We start from the raw sequence: 18,148 nt of genomic DNA, 5'->3' as shown, positions 1-18,148 counted from the left end.
ATATCGCGAATGATCGCGATATATCACGAACTAACGCTTTATCGCTAGCTTTTTCATCTTTGATCTAAGGGTACTTTCAGGCAGTCCCAGCAAGGTTGCAGCACCATTTTCACCTGATATTTGCCCGTTACAGCGTTTTAGCACCTCACAAATATGCTGCTTTTGCACCGCATCAAGGGAAACCACCTGCTCATTTGATTGCTCGTTACTCAAAGGTGCTGAAAGCTGCAGTACAGTTTGCTTAGACAGAATTGCTTCACGTTCTAGAATATTTTGTAGCTCACGAATATTACCTGGCCAATCATAATTCGCCAGTTTGGTGAGTGTTGCTTTGCTAAGCCCTTTTAACTGTTTACCTAAGCGCTTGTTCAGCTGCGTAATAATATTTGCTGCGAGGAGTGGAATATCTTCTTTTCTCTCACGAAGCGCAGGCACACGAATAGGAAACACATTTAAGCGATAATACAAGTCCATTCGAAAGCTGCCCTGCTCAACCATTTGCCACAAGTTACGATTTGTTGCAGCTAACACTCGGATATCGACTTTTAAAGTTTGACTGCCCCCGACGCGCTCAAACTCTTGCTCTTGTAGTACCCGCAGTAATTTACTTTGCGCCTCTAATGGCAGCTCTGCCACTTCATCTAAAAATAAAGTGCCTTTATCAGCCAGTTCAAAACGCCCTTTTCTGCGTTCATTAGCGCCAGTAAACGCCCCTTTCTCATGACCAAATAACTCAGACTCAATTAAGTTGGCTGAAAACGCCGCACAGTTCACTTTTATGAAAGGTTGCTCCGCACGATTGCTCAAGCGGTGAAGGTTTCGTGCCACCAGCTCTTTACCCGTGCCGTTTTCACCTAAAATCAAAACCGTACTATTGGTTTGGCTTACCAAGGTAATTTGCTCGAGCATACTTTGAAATGAATGACTTTGCCCAACTAAGCCAGAGTCTTGCCAATCTTCGTTTAACTCTGAAATAAGGTAAGCATTTTCAGCTTGTAGCTGCTCAGATAAGTGCTGAACTTGTGCTAAGGCATCACGTAACGCCACTTCTGTTTGCTGTTGTTTGGATACATCGCGAAAAATCGCGACTGCCCCAATCAAGGCACCATTTTTATACACTGGTGTTGATGTATATTCAACAGCAAAATAACTACCATCTTTACGCCAGAATACTTCATCGTTTACATGACGGTGTTTGCCATCGAACATGGTGCAATATATTTGGCATTCATCTGCGGGGTATGGTGAGCCATCTTTACGAGTATGATGATGATATTGATGTATTTTTTTACCAAGGAGTTCGTCTGCTTTCCAGCCTGTCATGCGCTCAGCGGCAGGGTTAACAAAAACTGCATTACCCGATAAATCGAAGCCATAAATACCTTCACCTACGGCATTTAGCAGCAATGTGGGGTCGTTTAAAAATTCCTTGATCATAGCCATCACTCAATTCGCGAAATATCACGAGCAATTATGGCAAGGTTAAACATGCTTAACAAGCAATTACAAAAAAAGCGGCTAGAAGCCGCTTTAAAATATCAAATAGTTTTACAGTGTGGGCACTAAAATAATTTCACCCTGAGATACTTTCATATCTAATGGTAATTTGCTCAATAGTGCGACTTTAGGGTCGTTCATATTTAGCTTATAGACAGGGTTAACCGCTAAAAAGCCGTTAATCACTTGCATTGCTTCGTCGTCTAATAAGTTTAAGCTGCCCTTGAAACCCGCGGTGTCGATTGTTGTATCAACCAGTTTTACATTACGTAAAAAGACCGCTTTTTTCTCGCTGTCATAAAATGGGCTACCTTCGATTTGTAGCTTTAAGCGTACTGGATACTTAAGCGCAAACGCTTTGATGACGGCACTAGAATCGGCCCCTAAAACCACCACATCACGTTTATCTGGGCCAACATTGACACTCAGGTCGTTTACCGCAAAATCAACTGGTAAGCCCATCAGCTTAATCTGTTCACTTAGTTTTGGTAATTGATTAGCAAGGGCTGCTTCAATTTCAGAATTGGTAAACGAGTAAACAGACATCCCTTGATCTGTCGTTTTACATGCCCCTAAAAATAAACAGGTAAGTAGTAATAAAATTCTCATTGTTTTCCTCAAAAACACACGGAAAAAAACCGCTTTAAAAAGCGGTTTTATTCGTTAAATTGCAAATATTGCTTTAAGCCTTGCTAGTGTGTCAGCTGAAACTGAACCCTCACTGACTGCAAGTAATTGCTTTAAGTAATAATAAACATCTGCCTGTTCGCCACGGTGTTTATCATCTAACATCGCAACTTGCTCTGTCATACGTAACTGACTATCAGCCGATTCTACGCCTGCCAGAATTTCGATACGGGTTAACAGCTGCGCAGCGTTTAGCTTAGTTGTTAATGAAGCTTGAAACTGCGAAGGCAGTTCGCTGTTGCTTTCAAGAGCAGCAAATAAAGCCGTTAATTTAGACTGCTCTGCTTGCTTACTAATTAGCGCTGATTTTTCACTAATCGCTGCCTCTAACTGAGTCACGCGTGCCGATAACGCTTTTGAGTATTCAAGCTCTGCTAGCTTCGCTGTTAAATCTTTAAGCTGTGCAAGATGCACCACGGTCTCAAGTGCAGACTCAAGCTCACTTAACTGCTGTGCGGCAACTTCGTCATTTTGTTGCTGTACTTGCTTTTGCTGTTCAAACTCGGCACTGCGCTTAGCAAAAGTCTCGTCATTAACTCGTCTGAATTGCTGCCACAAGGTGTTTTCTGCTTTCATTCCTGCAAAGCCAATAGTCTGCCAAGTTTGTTGAAGCGCTTTTAGATCTTGGCACGCAGCAGCTAAATCATCACTTTGTGATAACTGTGTTGCTTGCTCAACAAGTGCTGCTTTTTGTTCAGCATTTGCTTTATGAAATGCAGCAAGTTGACCTTGTACTTGTGATTGTGCAGCTTTAAATTGCGTTTGTAGTTCACGGTATGTTTTAGGATCGACATTACCTGCAGAACGCCACGCTTTTGCGGTACGGTTGAACTTGCTTTCAAACTGCTTCCAATCAAACTCATCAGAAGAGCTATCAAGCTCTGTTAACTGCTGCATTTGCGAGATTATTTCAACGCGCTGTGCTTTAGCTTGCTCACGTTGTTGCTCTTGCTCTGCGAAATACTCACGACACGGCGCAAACAGTAATTCAATTTGTTGATCGAATAACTCGCCTTGTTGCTTTTCTGCATCAGTATCTAAACGCCCTAACTCATTCCAACGACGACGTAACTGTTTAACATGCTCTGCACGTTGTTTAGGGTCAGTACACTCGGTTGCAACAAGTTCATTTACTTCAACGAGTAGCGCATCACGCTTTGGTGCCGATGCGTATTTTTGCCAATCTTTTGCTTCTGCTAGTTGCGCTTCTAAATCAGCTTTAAGGCTATTTAATGGCTGTTTGTAATAGTCTGTAAGTGTTGCGTATAGCTCTTCAAAACCTTTAAACACACCAAAGGCAACATTAAAGCGACCTTGCTCAATTAAGCGTTTTACATCACGAGCTTTACGCTTAGCTGTTTGTTGATTTTTCTCAAACTTATTCGTCAGCGGTGCCATCGCTTGCTGCCAACTGTTTACTGTTTCAGCTAAATTTGCTTTAAAGCGACCTTGTAAACGACTAGGAATACTTGCCAGCTTTTTGCGTGCTAATTTTTGCTGTTGCTCAAACTGCTGTTTAAGACCGTCAAACTCGCTTTCGTCTTCAGTTGTCGCAACGATATTTAATTGATCAAATGTCTCTTTAAACTCAGCAATAGCACTAACCAGTTGCGGTAACTGCTCAACTTGGTTAAATAAATTTGTTAAATGTTGTTTTACATCACGCACAGTTTGGTTATCAGCTAAGTCCGCCTCTGCTAATGCATCTTTTGCCTCTGCAACTTTTGCCTCGAGCCAATCTTGTTGAATTTGCTCTGGCGTTTCTAAGCCTAATTGCAATGCATTTTCAATTTCTTCGCCAATTGCTTCAAGGCTTGCAAGTGCCAATACCTGACGTTGTTGCTCAGCTAACGCTTGCTGCGCTGCTTCATGCTCTTTACTTAAAACTGCAATGTGCGATTCAAGCTTTTGCGTAATCGCTGAATATTTCTTATCTAACGTGCTTACTTGCTCATCGCTCAGCCATTTTAGTTCGATAGCTTGCCACTGCTGTAATAACTCAGCATGTTGCATCGACACTAACTGAAAGTCATTTTTATCACGAAGCGCATTAAGCTTTGCTAATACCACACGTGTATCAGCTTCTACTTTGGCAGGCATTTCTATCGCTAAGCGTTCATTGTCAAGATGAGTCGCCAGTTGGGTATGCGCCTTACCTTTTGCATGCTTTAATAGTGATTTAGCAAGTTGATGATTAATCACAAGCTCAACAAGTTGCAATTGCAGCTCTTCACGGCCTTCTTTAAAAGCTTTATCAATTAAGCTTGGGTTTGCTAAACGCTTAAGTAACTTAACGCGAACTTGAAGTTCTTTTTCTGCAAAGGCGAGTTTCTCAAGAGTTTTGACAGGTGCGTAACGCTCAATAAACTCATTTTTGATATTTGCATCTAGTTGGCTGTCGGTATTTAAAACCGCTTGATTGATATGCTGCTCAGCAAGGTCTTTCAGTGCTTGGTCTTGCTTGTATGCTTGCCACCATAAAACGATATCGTTCACTTTGTTTAATGCTTTTTTGCGGATTTCAGCTGAGCTGTCTTCAAGGGCAATGCTATTTAAGATGCTAAGGTCACGCTCTGTATCAAGACGTTCAACCGCAGCTAAACGGACTTGGTTTTTAGGGTGCTTCCATTTTGGAGTAAACAGGTGTTTAAAGATCATTTTCACTAAACCTAGCTATTTCATTTTCTGATGCGAATTCTTTTTGCAATTGAGCTTTGCTCTTTTGCACCATTTCACCATTTGCGCCAATGGTAAACTGCTCATTGCTTTGCGAAACTTTAGCCTGATAAAGCATCACGAGTTGAACGGTTTGTTGTTTTTGCTCCTCAGTCAAAGGAGTGCCGTCTGGCCACTTACCCGTAGAGGCACCATACTGAAGACGTTCAAATACTTCTGGGGTGATATTTTTAACGATGTGATCAATATTCATGTTACTTTTTCTTTTTTAAAACAACTAAATAGATGCGGCTTACAAGATACCACACAAAACCTACTGCCATTGCCGATGTATAGGCATACCACTCAAGAGACTTTGCTTCGGGGTGCATAAAGTAATAACAGAAAAAGCCCCCTAAAAATAAAATCAGTGCGAGGAAAGACTGATTCATAAACTTTTGTTGTCTACGAATGCGCGTTTCTTTTTGCATTTGCTGCAATTGCTCATTGCTTAGATCGGTGACTTGGCATTCACAATGCGGGCATTGCTTATGTTTGTCAGATATTGATTTTGCACACTGCGGGCAACTAATAATCGCCATATCTTTCTCCATACTACGCATAAAAAAGGCGCCTTTAGGCGCCCTTTATTGTACTTGTTTTATGAGTCGATGTCTTTTTTGAATTTCATTCATTTATGAAGATTCGAAAACCTGCACAACTAAATTCACCGTAAAAACTCAAAAAAACGATTTATTGTTTCTGTTTCGCCTTTTCAGCTAGACGCTTTTCCCAGAAAGTCGCATTTTTAATGCCTAATTTAACTGGATCAAAAGTGATTTCACCACCGGCTTTCTTTTGATCTTCGTAATCACGTAGACAGTTAAGTGCAGGTTTTGCGACAAAGAAAATAGCCAAAATACCCACAATATTGATCCAGGCCATTAAGCCTACGCCAATGTCACCAATATTCCAGATGTAACCTGAGTTGTTTACCATACCGTAAGCCACCATAAACATGATGACAAACTTCACAACAACCAACGGAATATTGCCTTTGAAATAACGGTTTAAATAAGCAACGTTCGTTTCAGCAATATAGTAATAAGCAAGAATTGTAGTAAATGCGAAGAAGAATAAAGCAATACCAACGAATGCTTCACCAAAGCCACCAAATACGCTAAATAATGCCATTTGTGTAAAAGCAGCAGAGCCTACTTCAGTTGCAGCATCAACGTTTTGCACAATGAATTGACCTGCAGGTAACTCACCCACAATGTTGTATTGTTTAGTGATTAGAATCATTAACGCTGTTGCTGTACAAACAAAAATGGTATCAACATAAACAGAAAATGCTTGCACTAAGCCTTGTTGAGCTGGGTGATCTACCTCGGCAGCTGATGCTGCATGCGGACCCGTACCTTGCCCTGCTTCGTTTGAGTAAATACCACGTTTAACACCCCAACCAATAGCAGCACCAAAGCCTGCTTGCGCGGTGAATGCATCAGATAAGATCATTGAGAAGATACCTGGCACTTTATCTAGGTTTAAGAACACCACGATTAACGCTAACACGATGTAACCTAGCGCCATAAATGGCACCACAATTTGTGTGAAGTTTGCGATACGTTTAATGCCACCAAAGATGATAAATGCAAGCACAATTAAGATGATTGCAAGAGCAACCAACTTAAAGCTACCTACTTCACCAAAGCTGGTGCTAACCAATGTGCCTTCACCAAAAACTTGTGTGAATGCATTACCTACCGCATTCGCTTGAACGCCCGGAAGGAATACACCACAAGCAATAATCGCCGATACTGCAAATAATACGGCTAACCACTTTTGCTGTAAGCAGCGGTCGAAGTAATATGCTGGGCCACCGCGATATTGACCGTCTTCTTCTGATTTATAAATCTGACCAAGTGTTGACTCGGCATACGCAGTACTTGCACCAAGAAACGCAACTATCCACATCCAGAAAATCGCACCCGGACCACCAAAGCCGATTGCTGCAGCAACCCCGGCAATATTACCTACACCTACACGGCCTGATAACGAAACCGCTAGCGCTTGAAACGAAGAAATACCCGTATCTGAATTATTAGAGCTAAGTAATAATTTACACATTTCTTTAAAATGTCTAACTTGTGCGAATCGGGTTAAAACGGAATAAAACAGACCTGCGCCTAGACATAAATAAATGAGTGCATCACTCCAAATTATGTCGTTAACGGCGCTTACTAAAGCTTCCATGGATATCCTCTATGATTATATTTTTTATTGTTAGTTACGATACTCAGCGTGAGCTTGTGAGAATGCGCGACTCGATAACTGTGAGAAATAAAAATGAAATTTTGTTACTTCACAGCTGAATATATTGGATATTAACTTAAACCAACCAAGTTTGTTAACAGTTAATTTTCAATATGATAAATGTACCTACTAAATTAACATTCGATGCATCCTGCTCTGCACCGCTGCTTTTTTAACTTTCATACCAATTTGTTTAATTAAGTATTTTTGCAAATTGGTATCAGATACAATTACGGGCATCAGTTTTGCTGATGCCCGTAAGGGTCGTTATCTTAATTTATCAACCACGTTAACAATAGCCGCTAACGTATCTTGACCAAATTGATACGAGCGACGATCTGACCAGCCATAATCTGGATCTGGTAAATCATCGTTATCTTTAAATGGCATCTCTACCGTGTACGCTAATGCATTAAATTCATGCGCGACAGCAGAAGAACCGACAGTTAAGTTAGCCTGGCCCGGCTCATCTTTTGGATAACCATGTTCGTCTTGGAACTCAGGCGTCACAGTTAAAAGCGCAGCTTTAAAGCTATCTTCTAACTCTTTTAAGCGATCATCGTAGCCCGGGATACCTTCACTACCCGCAACAAAGTTATAAGGAATTGCTTCGTCACCATGAATATCTAAGTGCATATCAAGGCCAGTTTCTCGCATTTTGTTAAGCACTAAGAAAACTTCAGGGCTATTTTCCATGCTCGGTGTTTGCCATTCACGGTTCAAGTTAACGCCTTTAGCGTTAGTACGTAGGTGACCACGCACACTGCCATCTGGGTTCATATTTGGCACGATGTAGAATACCGCTTTAGATAATAGTGCCGCTGCATGTGGGTCTTCATCATCAAGTAATTTATGAAGTAAACCTTCAACGTACCACTCAGCCATAGTTTCGCCTGGGTGCTGGCGCGCCGTGATCCAGATTTTTTTCTTCTCACTGCTAGGAATACCCACACGTAAAACACTCATGTCACGGCCATCAAGGGTTTCGCCTAATGTTTCTAATTCACAGGCATGTTGGCTTTGTGCCCATGCTAGTAAATCTAAGTGACGGTCATAGCTGTATGGCGCAAAGTAAGCAAAGTACATGCTGCCGCACTCAGGCTCTACTTCAAATGATAGTGTGCCGTTTGCGTACTCAGATGGGACACGGAACCAAGTTTGACGGTCGTATGATGCAACCGCATGGTAACCTTCCCAGCCATCAGGGTATGCTGAGTTCTCTAGGTTATTAATGTGTAATTTATGGTTTTGAAACGCAGTTGTTTCAAGACGAAAGTGAAACCACTGGAAAAAATCAGACTGATTGTCTTTATTGATTTCTAATTGAATATTCAGTGGATCAACGGCTTCAATAACCTTGATATTACCACTGTCAAAATTGCTGGTGATTTTCATTCTATAAACCTATTGGTTAAAAATAATTCTTAGCTATTCGCTTGTTAGTTCAGAATTAAGTCAACGCTCTGTAGTTAGAACGTTTTGTTAGTAATATGGTGTAGACCCTTAACAGCCTATCACATGCTGAAAATTTGCAAAAACTTTCACGACTAAAAAAGCCAGCATAATGCTGGCTTCTAGATTCTTTATAACTTAGGTATTAGCGAGGTAAGCTTGGGAAAGTTACTTCAGCCATATCACGCATACAACGTACTACCTGACAGCTATAACCGAACTCGTTATCGTACCAAACGTAAAGTACAACGCGGTTGTCATCTACGATTGTCGCTTGTGAATCAACAACACCTGCGTAACGGCTACCTACTAAGTCAGTCGATACGATTTCAGTAGACGCTGTGTAATCGATTTGATCACGAAGGTCTGAATGAAGTGCTGTTTCACGTAAGAACGCATTTAGTTCTTCAACAGTTGTACCTTTTTCAAGGTTTAAGTTCAAGATAGCCATTGATACGTTTGGCGTAGGAACGCGGATAGCGTTACCAGTTAGTTTACCTTCAAGCTCAGGTAAAGCTTTAGAAACCGCTTTTGCAGCACCTGTTGAAGTGATAACCATGTTAAGTGCAGCAGCACGGCCACGACGCTCAGCTTTGTGGTAGTTATCAATTAAGTTTTGGTCATTGGTGTACGAGTGAACAGTTTCAACGTGACCATTTTTGATACCAAACTTATCGTTAAGCGCTTTTAACGTTGGCGTAATAGCATTGGTCGTACAGCTTGCTGCACAGACAATTTTATCTTCAGGTTTGATATCTTGGTTGTTAACACCGTACACGATGTTCTTGATGTTACCTTTAGCTGGTGCAGTTAATAATACTTTTGCTGCGCCTTTCGCTTCTAAGTGCTGACCAAGGCCTGCTTCGTCTTTCCAAATACCTGTGTTATCAACAATAAGCGCATTCTCAATGCCGTAAGCTGTGTAATCAACTTCGCTTGGTGAGTTAGCATAGATAACTTGGATGTAGCTACCGTTAGCTTTAATTGCATTGCGCTCTTTGTCAATTGTAATTGAGCCATTGAATGGACCGTGGATAGAATCACGACGAAGTAAGCTTGCACGCTTTTCTAGGTCACCATCTTTACCACCACGTACAACGATTGCACGTAAACGTAGGTCTGCATAAGGACCTGACTTCTCGATTAAAAGACGCGCTAATAAACGACCGATACGACCGAAACCGTATAACACAACATCACGTGGTTCTTTACGCTCTGAGTTTGCGATTTCTGCTAATTCGTCAGTTAAGTACTCTTCAACTGAGCGACCTTTCGCAGCATCGTTAAACAAATAACCATACGCTAGTTTACCAATATCGATACGTGCTGAGTTTAAGTCCATTTTGCTAATTGCTTCTAAGAAAGGGAAGCTTTCACGTAAACGTAGTTTTGTACCTTCAAACTGAGCAACTGTTTTGTGTGCTTTGATGATATCGATTGTACTGGCATTAACGAGAGGACGGCCATATACAGCGATTTCGATACCACGATTACGGTAAAGTCTACCAATGATAGGTTGCATACTTTCTGCGTAATCTTGACGTTCTTGCCAGCTGCTTGTGTATTCTAACTCGTGAGATGAGGTCATTTTTTTTACCTAATTAAACAATTTTGAACGGATAGCCTTAAAAAATGTGTTGTGATTTGAGAGCAACACATCTCAGGCAGGGGTATTCTAATTTAAACTCGAACGATTCTCCACTGTTACAGAACAAATCATTGCGCTAGAATAAAGTAGTACAAATTAAGTAGAGGTTAAGGAATGTTATTAAGAGCAAGCGTGTTGCTTGGTTTATTGGCATTAGCAGGCTGTGAAGATCCGCTTACACTGGCGAAAGTGTGCGACGAAACACCTGGCTTCTGCAGTGATTTAAATAAAGACAGTCACTGTAAAGAGCAACGTGCCGAGGTCATCATTCAACGTTATGTTGAATATAAGTCGCCAACAGACGAAAACAAATATCAATTATTAAAAGACTTTGAGAAATACGATCAATGTGTATCGCTTGCGGCCAAGATTGAGCATATAAAACTAAAAGAAAAAACCACCTCTCGCGTTGAAGGTCATTTAACAAGCATTAAAGAAATGACACGTATTTTTCAAGATACCAAAAATACGAACCACCCTGGTTTGTTGTATTACCATTGGTCACGTAATAACGACCAATCAGCGTTAACTAAACTACTCGCCCTTGAAGAAAAACAAGATAAACGGGTGACCGAAGATGCTGAAATGCAGTTTTTCTTGGCAAGCTACTACGTGAAGTTTGATGATGAAAAAACCATTGATTTGCTATACAAAACGCTCGAGTTAAATAAAGCAGGTGAAACACCGAATCCAGAGATCTACCCGACTCTGGTCAGCTTATTTTACAAACACGAAAAGTATAAGCACGCATACACTTTTGCACGCGTGGCACAATTATCAGGGTATGAAAATGTCGATATTTTACCTATCGAACATCAACTTGCTGCCGCAGGCAAAAGCCTAGACAGCTTAGATGATTTAGCACAAAAAACCTACGACAGTATCCAAGAAGGAAGCTTCGTATCACCACGCGGGTTTTGATAATTCCAACTCGCTAATGTGCAGTGCTCAGACAAATAAAAAAGGCAGCTAACGCTGCCTTTTCTTATTTTGCTTTGCTTGTGCCAACTTCTACACGAGTTTTTAGCTTTTGACCTGGTCTAAAAGTCACAACTCGGCGCGCCGAAATAGGAATATCTTCACCTGTTTTCGGATTGCGGCCTGGACGTTCTTTCTTATCTCGAAGATCAAAGTTACCAAATCCAGAGAGCTTAACCTGCTCGCCTTTTTCTAGCGCTGAGCGGATTTCTTCAAAAAACGCTTCAACTAAATCTTTGGCATCTTTTTTATTGATCCCGAGTTTTTCAAATAGGTGTTCAGCTATGTCGGCTTTAGTAAGCGCCATATCTAGTCCCTCAACGATGCGTTAAATTGTTCGGCCAGTGCGGCCACCACATTATCAACTACTTGATTGATATCTTTCTCTTCGAGCGTTCTATCAACCGCTTGCAGTGTTAGAGCAATCGCCAAACTCTTATAATTTGGCTCAATACCTTTGCCCTTATACACATCGAATAAGTTTAGGTCAACCAATTGATTTCCGCCAACTTTTTCTATGACATTTAAAATATCGCCAGATTTTACGTGATCTTCCACTAAAATCGCGATATCACGGCGGTTTGACGGGAATTTCGACACTGCCACGGCTTCTGGTAATTTTCTTTTTTCTAGTGCAGACATTTCGATTTCAAACACAAATGCTGTGTTGTTGATATCTAGTGACTTTTGCGCTTGTGGGTGCACTGCACCAAAGAAACCTACTTTCTTACCATCAACATAAATAACGGCTGATTGGCCTGGGTGTAAGCCATCAGACTGCTCTGCTTTTATCTCAAAACGTGATGAATCGTTACTAATAGCTAAAAGTGCTTCAACATCACCTTTTAAATCATAGAAATCAACGCTACGCTTCTCTTGAACCCAATGTTCACCGTGTGCAAGACCTGAGATTACACCACCGATAACAGCAACTTGGTTTACACCGTTTTCAGCATTTTCGTCACGTAAGAATTTTAAGCCGTGCTCAAATAAACGTACACGTGGTTGCTGACGGTTTTGATTATAAACTAGAGACGCTAATAGACCCGGCATCAAGCTCACGCGCATTGCCGACATTTCAACCGAAATTGGGTGTGGCAATACAAGCGCATCACTTTGCGGGTGTAAAATTGCTTGTGCTTTTGGATCAACGAAGCTGTAAGTAATTGCTTCTTGGTAACCACGTGTTACAAGCGTATTGCGGAATTTAGTTACCGCAACATGCGACTCGTCATGGTTAGTCATTTTTAATTTAGCAGTTGGTGCAACGTTAGGAATACTGTTATAGCCGTATACACGCGCAACTTCTTCAATTAAATCTTCTTCGATACGAATATCAAAGCGATAGCTAGGTACGTCAGCACTCCATACACCATCAACAACTTTAACGTCTAAACCTAAACGCGTTAGGATGTCAGTTACTTTTGCATCATCAATGTGGTGGCCAATTACACGGTCTAAACGCTCACGACGTAAACGTACTTCTGTTACTTTTGGTAATTTGTCAGTTGCAACTGCTTCAACAACTGGGCCTGCTTCACCGCCAACAATTTCAAGAAGTAATGCTGTCGCTCGTTCCATCGCATCTTTTTGCAGTGCAAAATCGACACCACGCTCGTAACGGTGTGACGCATCTGTGTGTAAACCGTAGCTACGTGCTTGACCCGCAATAGCGACAGGGTTAAAGAATGCACTTTCTAATAAAATATCTGAAGTTGCTTCAGTTACACCTGACTTTTCACCACCAAAAATACCTGCAATAGCAAGCGCTTTATTGTGATCAGCAATCACAAGCGTTGACTCGTTTAGTTTTGCAGTGTTGCCATCTAACAGAACTAACTCTTCACCCGCGTTTGCGCTACGTACTTTAATACCACCTTCAATCGCATTTAAATCAAATGCGTGCATTGGGTGGCCTAGCTCTAATAACACGTAGTTTGTTACATCAACAACAGGGTCAATTGAGCGAATACCACTGCGACGCAGTTTTTCTACCATCCAAAGTGGTGTTTCTGCATCAAGGTTAATACCTTTAATTACACGCCCTAAATAACTAGGACACGCTTCATCATTCACAAGCTCAATCGATACTTTGTCATCAATCGTTGCAGCAACTGGTGCGATTTCAAGTGTGTTTACATCAACACTGTTAAGTACACCAACTTCGCGCGCTAGGCCTTTGATACCTAGGCAATCACCACGGTTAGGTGTTAAGTCAACATCAATAATGTTGTCGTCTAGGCTTAAGTACTCACGTAAATCAGTACCGATTGGTGCATCACTTGGTAATTCCATGATGCCATCACCTTCTTCGCTGATACCTAACTCAACGAATGCGCACAGCATACCGTGTGAAGGTTGACCACGAAGTTTGGCTTTTTTGATTTTGAAGTCGCCTGGTAATACAGCGCCAACAGTCGCAACAGCGACTTTTAAACCTTGACGACAGTTAGGTGCACCACACACGATATCAAGTAGCTCATCACCACCTACGTTTACTTTAGTTACACGTAACTTATCAGCGTCTGGGTGTTGACCACACTCAACCACTTCACCAACAACAACGCCTGTGAACTCAGCTGCTGCAGGCTCAACACCGTCAACTTCAAGTCCAGCCATTGATAACTGTTCCGAAAGAGCCTGTGTGTCGATTGCTGGGTTAACCCACTCTCTTAACCACTTTTCACTAAATTTCATTTTATATCTTCACTCTTAACGGAACTGGTTTAGGAATTTTAAATCGTTTTCGAAAAATGCACGTAAGTCGTTTACGCCGTAACGCAACATCGTCAAGCGCTCAACCCCCATACCGAATGCAAAGCCTGTGTATTTTTCTGGATCAATACCCACTGATTTAAGAACGTTAGGGTGAACCATGCCACAGCCTAATACCTCTAACCACTTGCCGTTTTTACCCATAACATCAACCTCAGCTGATGGCTCGGTAAATGGGAAGTAAGAAGGACGGAAACGAATTTCCATATCTTCTTCAAAGAAGTTACGTAAGAAGTCGTGCAGAATACCTTTTAACTCAGTGAAGCTTACATCTGTATCAACCATTAAGCCTTCCACTTGGTGGAACATTGGCGTGTGTGTTTGGTCGTAATCGTTACGATAAACACGACCTGGAGAAATGATACGTAGTGGTGGCTGCTCTGTTTCCATGGTACGGATTTGTACACCACTTGTTTGTGTACGTAACACAAGCTTAGGGTTGAAATAGAAAGTATCGTGATCAGCACGCGCTGGGTGGTGCTCAGGAATATTTAGCGCATCAAAGTTATGAAAATCATCTTCAACTTCAGGACCTGATTTAACCGCAAAACCTAACTCACCAAAAAAGCTTTCAATACGTTCAATAGTACGAGTTACTGGGTGTAAGCCACCTGTTGGCATAACACGACCCGGTAAAGTTACGTCGATCGTTTCTGCCGCTAGCTTCTCTTCAAGAGCCTTACTTGCTAGTAACTCACGCTTTTCGTTAATGGCTGTTTGTACTTCTTGTTTTGCTTGGTTAATCACTTGACCCGCTTCTTTACGCTCTTCAGGGGCAATCTTGCCTAGCGTTTTAAGTAAGCTGGTGATTTCACCTTTTTTACCAAGGTAATTAACCCTGATATCTTCTAGTTGCGCGATTTCATTCGCACTGGCAACTGCCTCAAGTGCTTGCGCTAAAATATTTTCTAAGTTCATTGAGTACCTGGTCTTTCACAGAAGGATTTTTGTAATAGCTAATGATAACTGAAAGCAAGGACTAGATTCTAGCCCTACTAAAGCTTTAACGTTGATTTTATAAAAGGAATTGTTAATTTTCTTTGTGCAGCCATTGAGGCGTGGTCAAGTTTATCTAAAACGTCTAATAACGCACGCATATCACGGCTTAATCGCGTTAATAAAAAGCGCGCGCATTCATCCGTCAATTCAAGGCCACGCATGTGAGCACGGCGTACGAGCGCTTCGGCTTTGTCATCATCGCTCATTGAACGAATTTGTAACGTTGTGCCCCACTTCAAACGCGAAACTAAATCCGGTAGGTTGATATGTAGCATGTCAGGTAATAAATCAGCTGTGACCACAAGGTATTTGCCCGGCTCATTAAAGCGATTGAAAAAGTTAAATAATCCTTTCTCCCATGCATCGTTGCCTGCTACCAAGTGCACGTCATCAATACATAACACGTCAAGGTTTTCGAGACCTTCAAGTACCACAGGGCCGTAGTCAATCACTTCACGCATCGAAAGTAACATGGTTGACAAACCGCGCTCTTGAGCGTGAATACAGGTCGCATACAACAGGTGCGATTTACCTGAATCGCCCAAACCGCATAAATAAGTATATTGAAATTTGTTACTAAGCTTTGTGAACGCATCTTTAAGGTGACTCACTTCAAGCGAGTTTTCGCCACCAAAATAAGAAGTAAATGTTTCATCATCAGGCAAAGTAACAGGTAATGCCATTTGCATTGGTTCTTGCACTGCGATTAAAGCCCCTGCCACTGATATTCAAGCTCATCTTTATTGACTACTTGATAGAAATCACGCGGGTCCTGATACGCTTTAAAGGCACTATCAAGTTCTAACGCTTTTCTAAAATCATTCATGCTGCCAGTGTGATTAACAGTAAATTGAACGCTATCAGGTGTACGCACAGATATTACGGCACGATTAACAACACTTAAGCTCTCTAAACGGCGTTTAGCAAATTCAATATCTACAAAGTTATTGATACCTTTAAGATAGAAAGTTGCTGTAGCAAGTTGGCCAATCATCGTTGGATCTATTGCGTATTCTGCTGCTAAGCCACCCGCTAAACTATCAATCATATCTGCAACAATTTGCTGCTTATCACCCATCAAACGATTAGTATCGAATAATTCAGCATTAGTGAAACGCCAATCAAGGATCCAGGTTTCTGAATCAGCTTGTTGATACATTCTTGCAGTAATACTGCGCTCAGCACTATAACGGCTTGAAGCTCGCTCTACAGGCTCAGAGAAATTACCCCACACTTCTGGTATCCCAACAATAGCGCGATCTTGTAAATCAAGTAGTGGCACAACCACAGGTAAACCACGACGACTTGCTTTGTCGTATATAAGCTGTTCAAGCTGTGGGTATGATTCTTGAGTAACCAATTCACGGCGCCAGTTATCTTCAATACCTAGCCAGATCGCCACTAAAGGACGACGTGTCCCCCAAAGTGGCAAGCCAAGATCTTTGATTAATGCATTAATCTTATTGGCTTCGAACTTAACGACCAGATTTAAACTGCCATCTGCTTTTTCATCATATTCAAATTTGAGCATGTAATCGGAAATGTCGCGGGTGCGTTGTTTAGCAACCGGGTTTTGATCTGCACTTGTGTCCCCACTTACTTTCACCAACACATTTAGCAGCGCTTCACGGCTTGCTGCCAAACGAGCATCACGTGATTTGTCTGCAACTTTAAGAGTATCTTGATATAAATTAGTCACCTCAACAGCAAAGGTTGAAGCACTCGAAAAAAATAATAATAAACAAATAAGTAATCTAGACACAGGCCATTAGTTCTTGCTTTTAAACTGATTTGATCCTAAATCAAAGCCATAAACAAAGCAAAGTTAATTTAATGAACGGCAGCTGAGCGAGTTCGTGAATTACAAGAGTAAAGTTAACGAGGGGAAAGTTGAAGGAGTAAAGGTTTGGAAGTCTGGCGTAGGTTGGGTAGAGCGAAGCGTAACCCAACAGCGTGGTAATTCGTCATGCAGAATGAAGAGGTAAAGCTCATTAATAAAAGACGAATTAGCGCGAGGTGAAATAAGCCGTTTAGAGATCGCCAACCAGTTAGACCAGTAGAGATTTTAAGAATTTTTAACCATGGGTTATGAAGAGGGTCATATGGATTATGTTGGGTTTCGCTCCGCTCTACCCAACCTACCTGGGGAATGAACAGGGTGAGCTTAGAATGACTCTGTACTAAACAACCCAACAGTTCGACTTTACCCTTGCTAACTTGTAACTCGCTAATACCATTCCGCTTAAATATCTGATCTAATATAGGCTATATAAAATCACCGGCTAATAACATTGAATTCAAACATATCTGAACAGCTTTTAGCGCTTTCTCGAAAAGAACCAAACGCACGAAAACGCATGCGATTGCTYGCAGTGTCTTTATTTTATGAGGGTAATAGCCGAACCGATATTGCAAAACGTCTAAACACTGCAAGAAGTAGTGTGAATAAATGGGTTTCTAGTTACCTAGAGTATGGGCTTGATGGTTTAGACAATAAGCCTATTCAAGGACGTCCATCAAGGCTGCAACAGCGGCAACTTGAACAACTGTCTGAATTTATAAAGCGCACGAACAYAGAACTTCGCGGTGGGCGCCTTACCGGTGAAGACATTGTGCATTACATTCACACTGAATTTGGTGTTCATTACCACTTAAATCATGTCTATAAAATTCTAAAGCAACTTGGCTTTAGTTGGATCACAAGCCGCTCTAAACACCCAAAACAATCATTACAGAGCCAAGAKGCTTTTAAAAAACTTCCAGCTGGAAACGATCCTTCACACACCAGGACACCTTCCTCTTGATCGGATCGACGTATGGTTTCAGGACGAAGCACGATTTGGCCAGCAAAATCCGACTACGCGCATTTGGGCTGAAACAGGCACTCGGCCAMGGATTGTAAAACAACAGCAATTTGACTATGGATACTTATTTGGCGCGGTATGTCCAGCCACAGGCCAAACAGAAGCGTTAGTTAGCCCATTCGTAAATAAAGAAGCAATGACGCAGCATATGCGCCAGATATCACACGCGACACCTGTTGGAAGACACGCTGTCGTGATAATAGATGGCGCAGGCTGGCACACATACGATACAGCTGCAGAATTTAAAAACCTAACCCTGATAAAGCTCCCACCTTAT

General features: G+C 41.6%; 16 protein-coding genes. 3 read left to right on the top strand and 13 right to left on the bottom strand.

What is annotated here, in order from left to right; all coding sequences use genetic code 11:
• Positions 1-30: 30 nt before the first annotated feature.
• The 8 genes from AOG27_RS10075 to AOG27_RS10040 form a co-directional block, all read right to left on the bottom strand.
• The gene (locus tag AOG27_RS10075) at positions 31-1,437 is read right to left on the bottom strand and encodes a sigma-54 interaction domain-containing protein (protein ID WP_054553081.1); all 1,407 of its coding nucleotides are present in this window, start codon (positions 1,435-1,437) and stop codon (positions 31-33) included.
• A 111-nt stretch (positions 1,438-1,548) separates the two neighbouring features.
• The gene (locus AOG27_RS10070; RefSeq protein WP_054552901.1) at positions 1,549-2,106 is read right to left on the bottom strand and encodes a DUF1439 domain-containing protein; all 558 of its coding nucleotides are present in this window, start codon (positions 2,104-2,106) and stop codon (positions 1,549-1,551) included.
• Positions 2,107-2,160: 54 nt separating this feature from the next.
• The gene (locus AOG27_RS10065; RefSeq protein WP_054552900.1) at positions 2,161-4,842 is read right to left on the bottom strand and encodes a DUF349 domain-containing protein; all 2,682 of its coding nucleotides are present in this window, start codon (positions 4,840-4,842) and stop codon (positions 2,161-2,163) included.
• Positions 4,832-5,113 carry a YeaC family protein gene (locus tag AOG27_RS10060; protein ID WP_054552899.1) on the bottom strand — a complete coding sequence of 94 codons (282 nt, stop codon included), beginning with the start codon at positions 5,111-5,113 and terminating at the stop codon, positions 4,832-4,834. The genes AOG27_RS10065 and AOG27_RS10060 overlap by 11 nt, the downstream gene beginning before the upstream one ends.
• Position 5,114: 1 nt before the next feature.
• Entirely contained in the window at positions 5,115-5,441 is a 327-nt protein-coding gene (locus AOG27_RS10055) for a hypothetical protein (RefSeq protein WP_054553080.1), read from the bottom strand.
• A 151-nt stretch (positions 5,442-5,592) separates the two neighbouring features.
• Positions 5,593-7,095: an alanine/glycine:cation symporter family protein gene (locus AOG27_RS10050; RefSeq protein ID WP_054552898.1), complete on the bottom strand. Its 1,503-nt coding sequence runs from the start codon at positions 7,093-7,095 to the stop codon at positions 5,593-5,595.
• A 327-nt stretch (positions 7,096-7,422) separates the two neighbouring features.
• A complete protein-coding gene (locus AOG27_RS10045; protein WP_054552897.1) occupies positions 7,423-8,550 on the bottom strand; it encodes a M14 family metallopeptidase in 1,128 nt (375 codons plus the stop codon).
• Positions 8,551-8,752: 202 nt separating this feature from the next.
• The gene (locus tag AOG27_RS10040; RefSeq protein ID WP_054552896.1) at positions 8,753-10,195 is read right to left on the bottom strand and encodes a glyceraldehyde-3-phosphate dehydrogenase; all 1,443 of its coding nucleotides are present in this window, start codon (positions 10,193-10,195) and stop codon (positions 8,753-8,755) included.
• 174 nt (positions 10,196-10,369) lie between these two features.
• Here AOG27_RS10040 and AOG27_RS10035 point away from each other — a divergent pair, with 174 nt between their 5' ends.
• Positions 10,370-11,176 (top strand): DUF2989 domain-containing protein, encoded by an 807-nt coding sequence (locus tag AOG27_RS10035; protein WP_054552895.1) that lies wholly within the window; start codon positions 10,370-10,372, stop codon positions 11,174-11,176.
• Positions 11,177-11,240: 64 nt separating this feature from the next.
• Here the strand turns inward: AOG27_RS10035 and ihfA are convergent, their stop codons facing one another.
• The 5 genes from ihfA to AOG27_RS10010 all read right to left on the bottom strand — a co-directional run bounded on the left by ihfA (position 11,241) and on the right by AOG27_RS10010 (position 16,769).
• Positions 11,241-11,540, bottom strand: coding sequence for an integration host factor subunit alpha (gene ihfA / locus AOG27_RS10030; RefSeq protein WP_002960690.1), 300 nt, complete (start codon positions 11,538-11,540; stop codon positions 11,241-11,243).
• Positions 11,541-11,542: 2 nt separating this feature from the next.
• Entirely contained in the window at positions 11,543-13,930 is a 2,388-nt protein-coding gene (gene pheT, locus AOG27_RS10025; RefSeq protein ID WP_054552894.1) for a phenylalanine--tRNA ligase subunit beta, read from the bottom strand.
• 15 nt (positions 13,931-13,945) lie between these two features.
• Positions 13,946-14,926 carry a phenylalanine--tRNA ligase subunit alpha gene (pheS, locus tag AOG27_RS10020; protein WP_054552893.1) on the bottom strand — a complete coding sequence of 327 codons (981 nt, stop codon included), beginning with the start codon at positions 14,924-14,926 and terminating at the stop codon, positions 13,946-13,948.
• 77 nt (positions 14,927-15,003) lie between these two features.
• The gene (gene hda / locus AOG27_RS10015) at positions 15,004-15,714 is read right to left on the bottom strand and encodes a DnaA regulatory inactivator Hda (RefSeq protein WP_171038282.1); all 711 of its coding nucleotides are present in this window, start codon (positions 15,712-15,714) and stop codon (positions 15,004-15,006) included.
• Positions 15,714-16,769: a DUF2066 domain-containing protein gene (locus AOG27_RS10010; protein WP_054552892.1), complete on the bottom strand. Its 1,056-nt coding sequence runs from the start codon at positions 16,767-16,769 to the stop codon at positions 15,714-15,716. Before AOG27_RS10010 ends, hda begins: the two co-directional genes overlap by 1 nt.
• A gap of 595 nt (positions 16,770-17,364) precedes the next feature.
• Here AOG27_RS10010 and AOG27_RS21730 point away from each other — a divergent pair.
• A complete protein-coding gene (locus tag AOG27_RS21730) occupies positions 17,365-17,811 on the top strand; it encodes an IS630 family transposase (protein ID WP_082389249.1) in 447 nt (148 codons plus the stop codon).
• Positions 17,771-18,148 (top strand): transposase (locus AOG27_RS21455; protein WP_235523691.1); only part of this gene is annotated, 378 nt, incomplete at its 3' end. The genes AOG27_RS21730 and AOG27_RS21455, both read left to right, overlap by 41 nt.

The organism is Pseudoalteromonas lipolytica (assembly GCF_001306915.1).
Lineage (GTDB): Bacteria > Pseudomonadota > Gammaproteobacteria > Enterobacterales > Alteromonadaceae > Pseudoalteromonas > Pseudoalteromonas simplex.
Note: the sequence above shows the minus strand (reverse complement) of the source record. Positions and strands in the feature narration are given on the sequence as shown.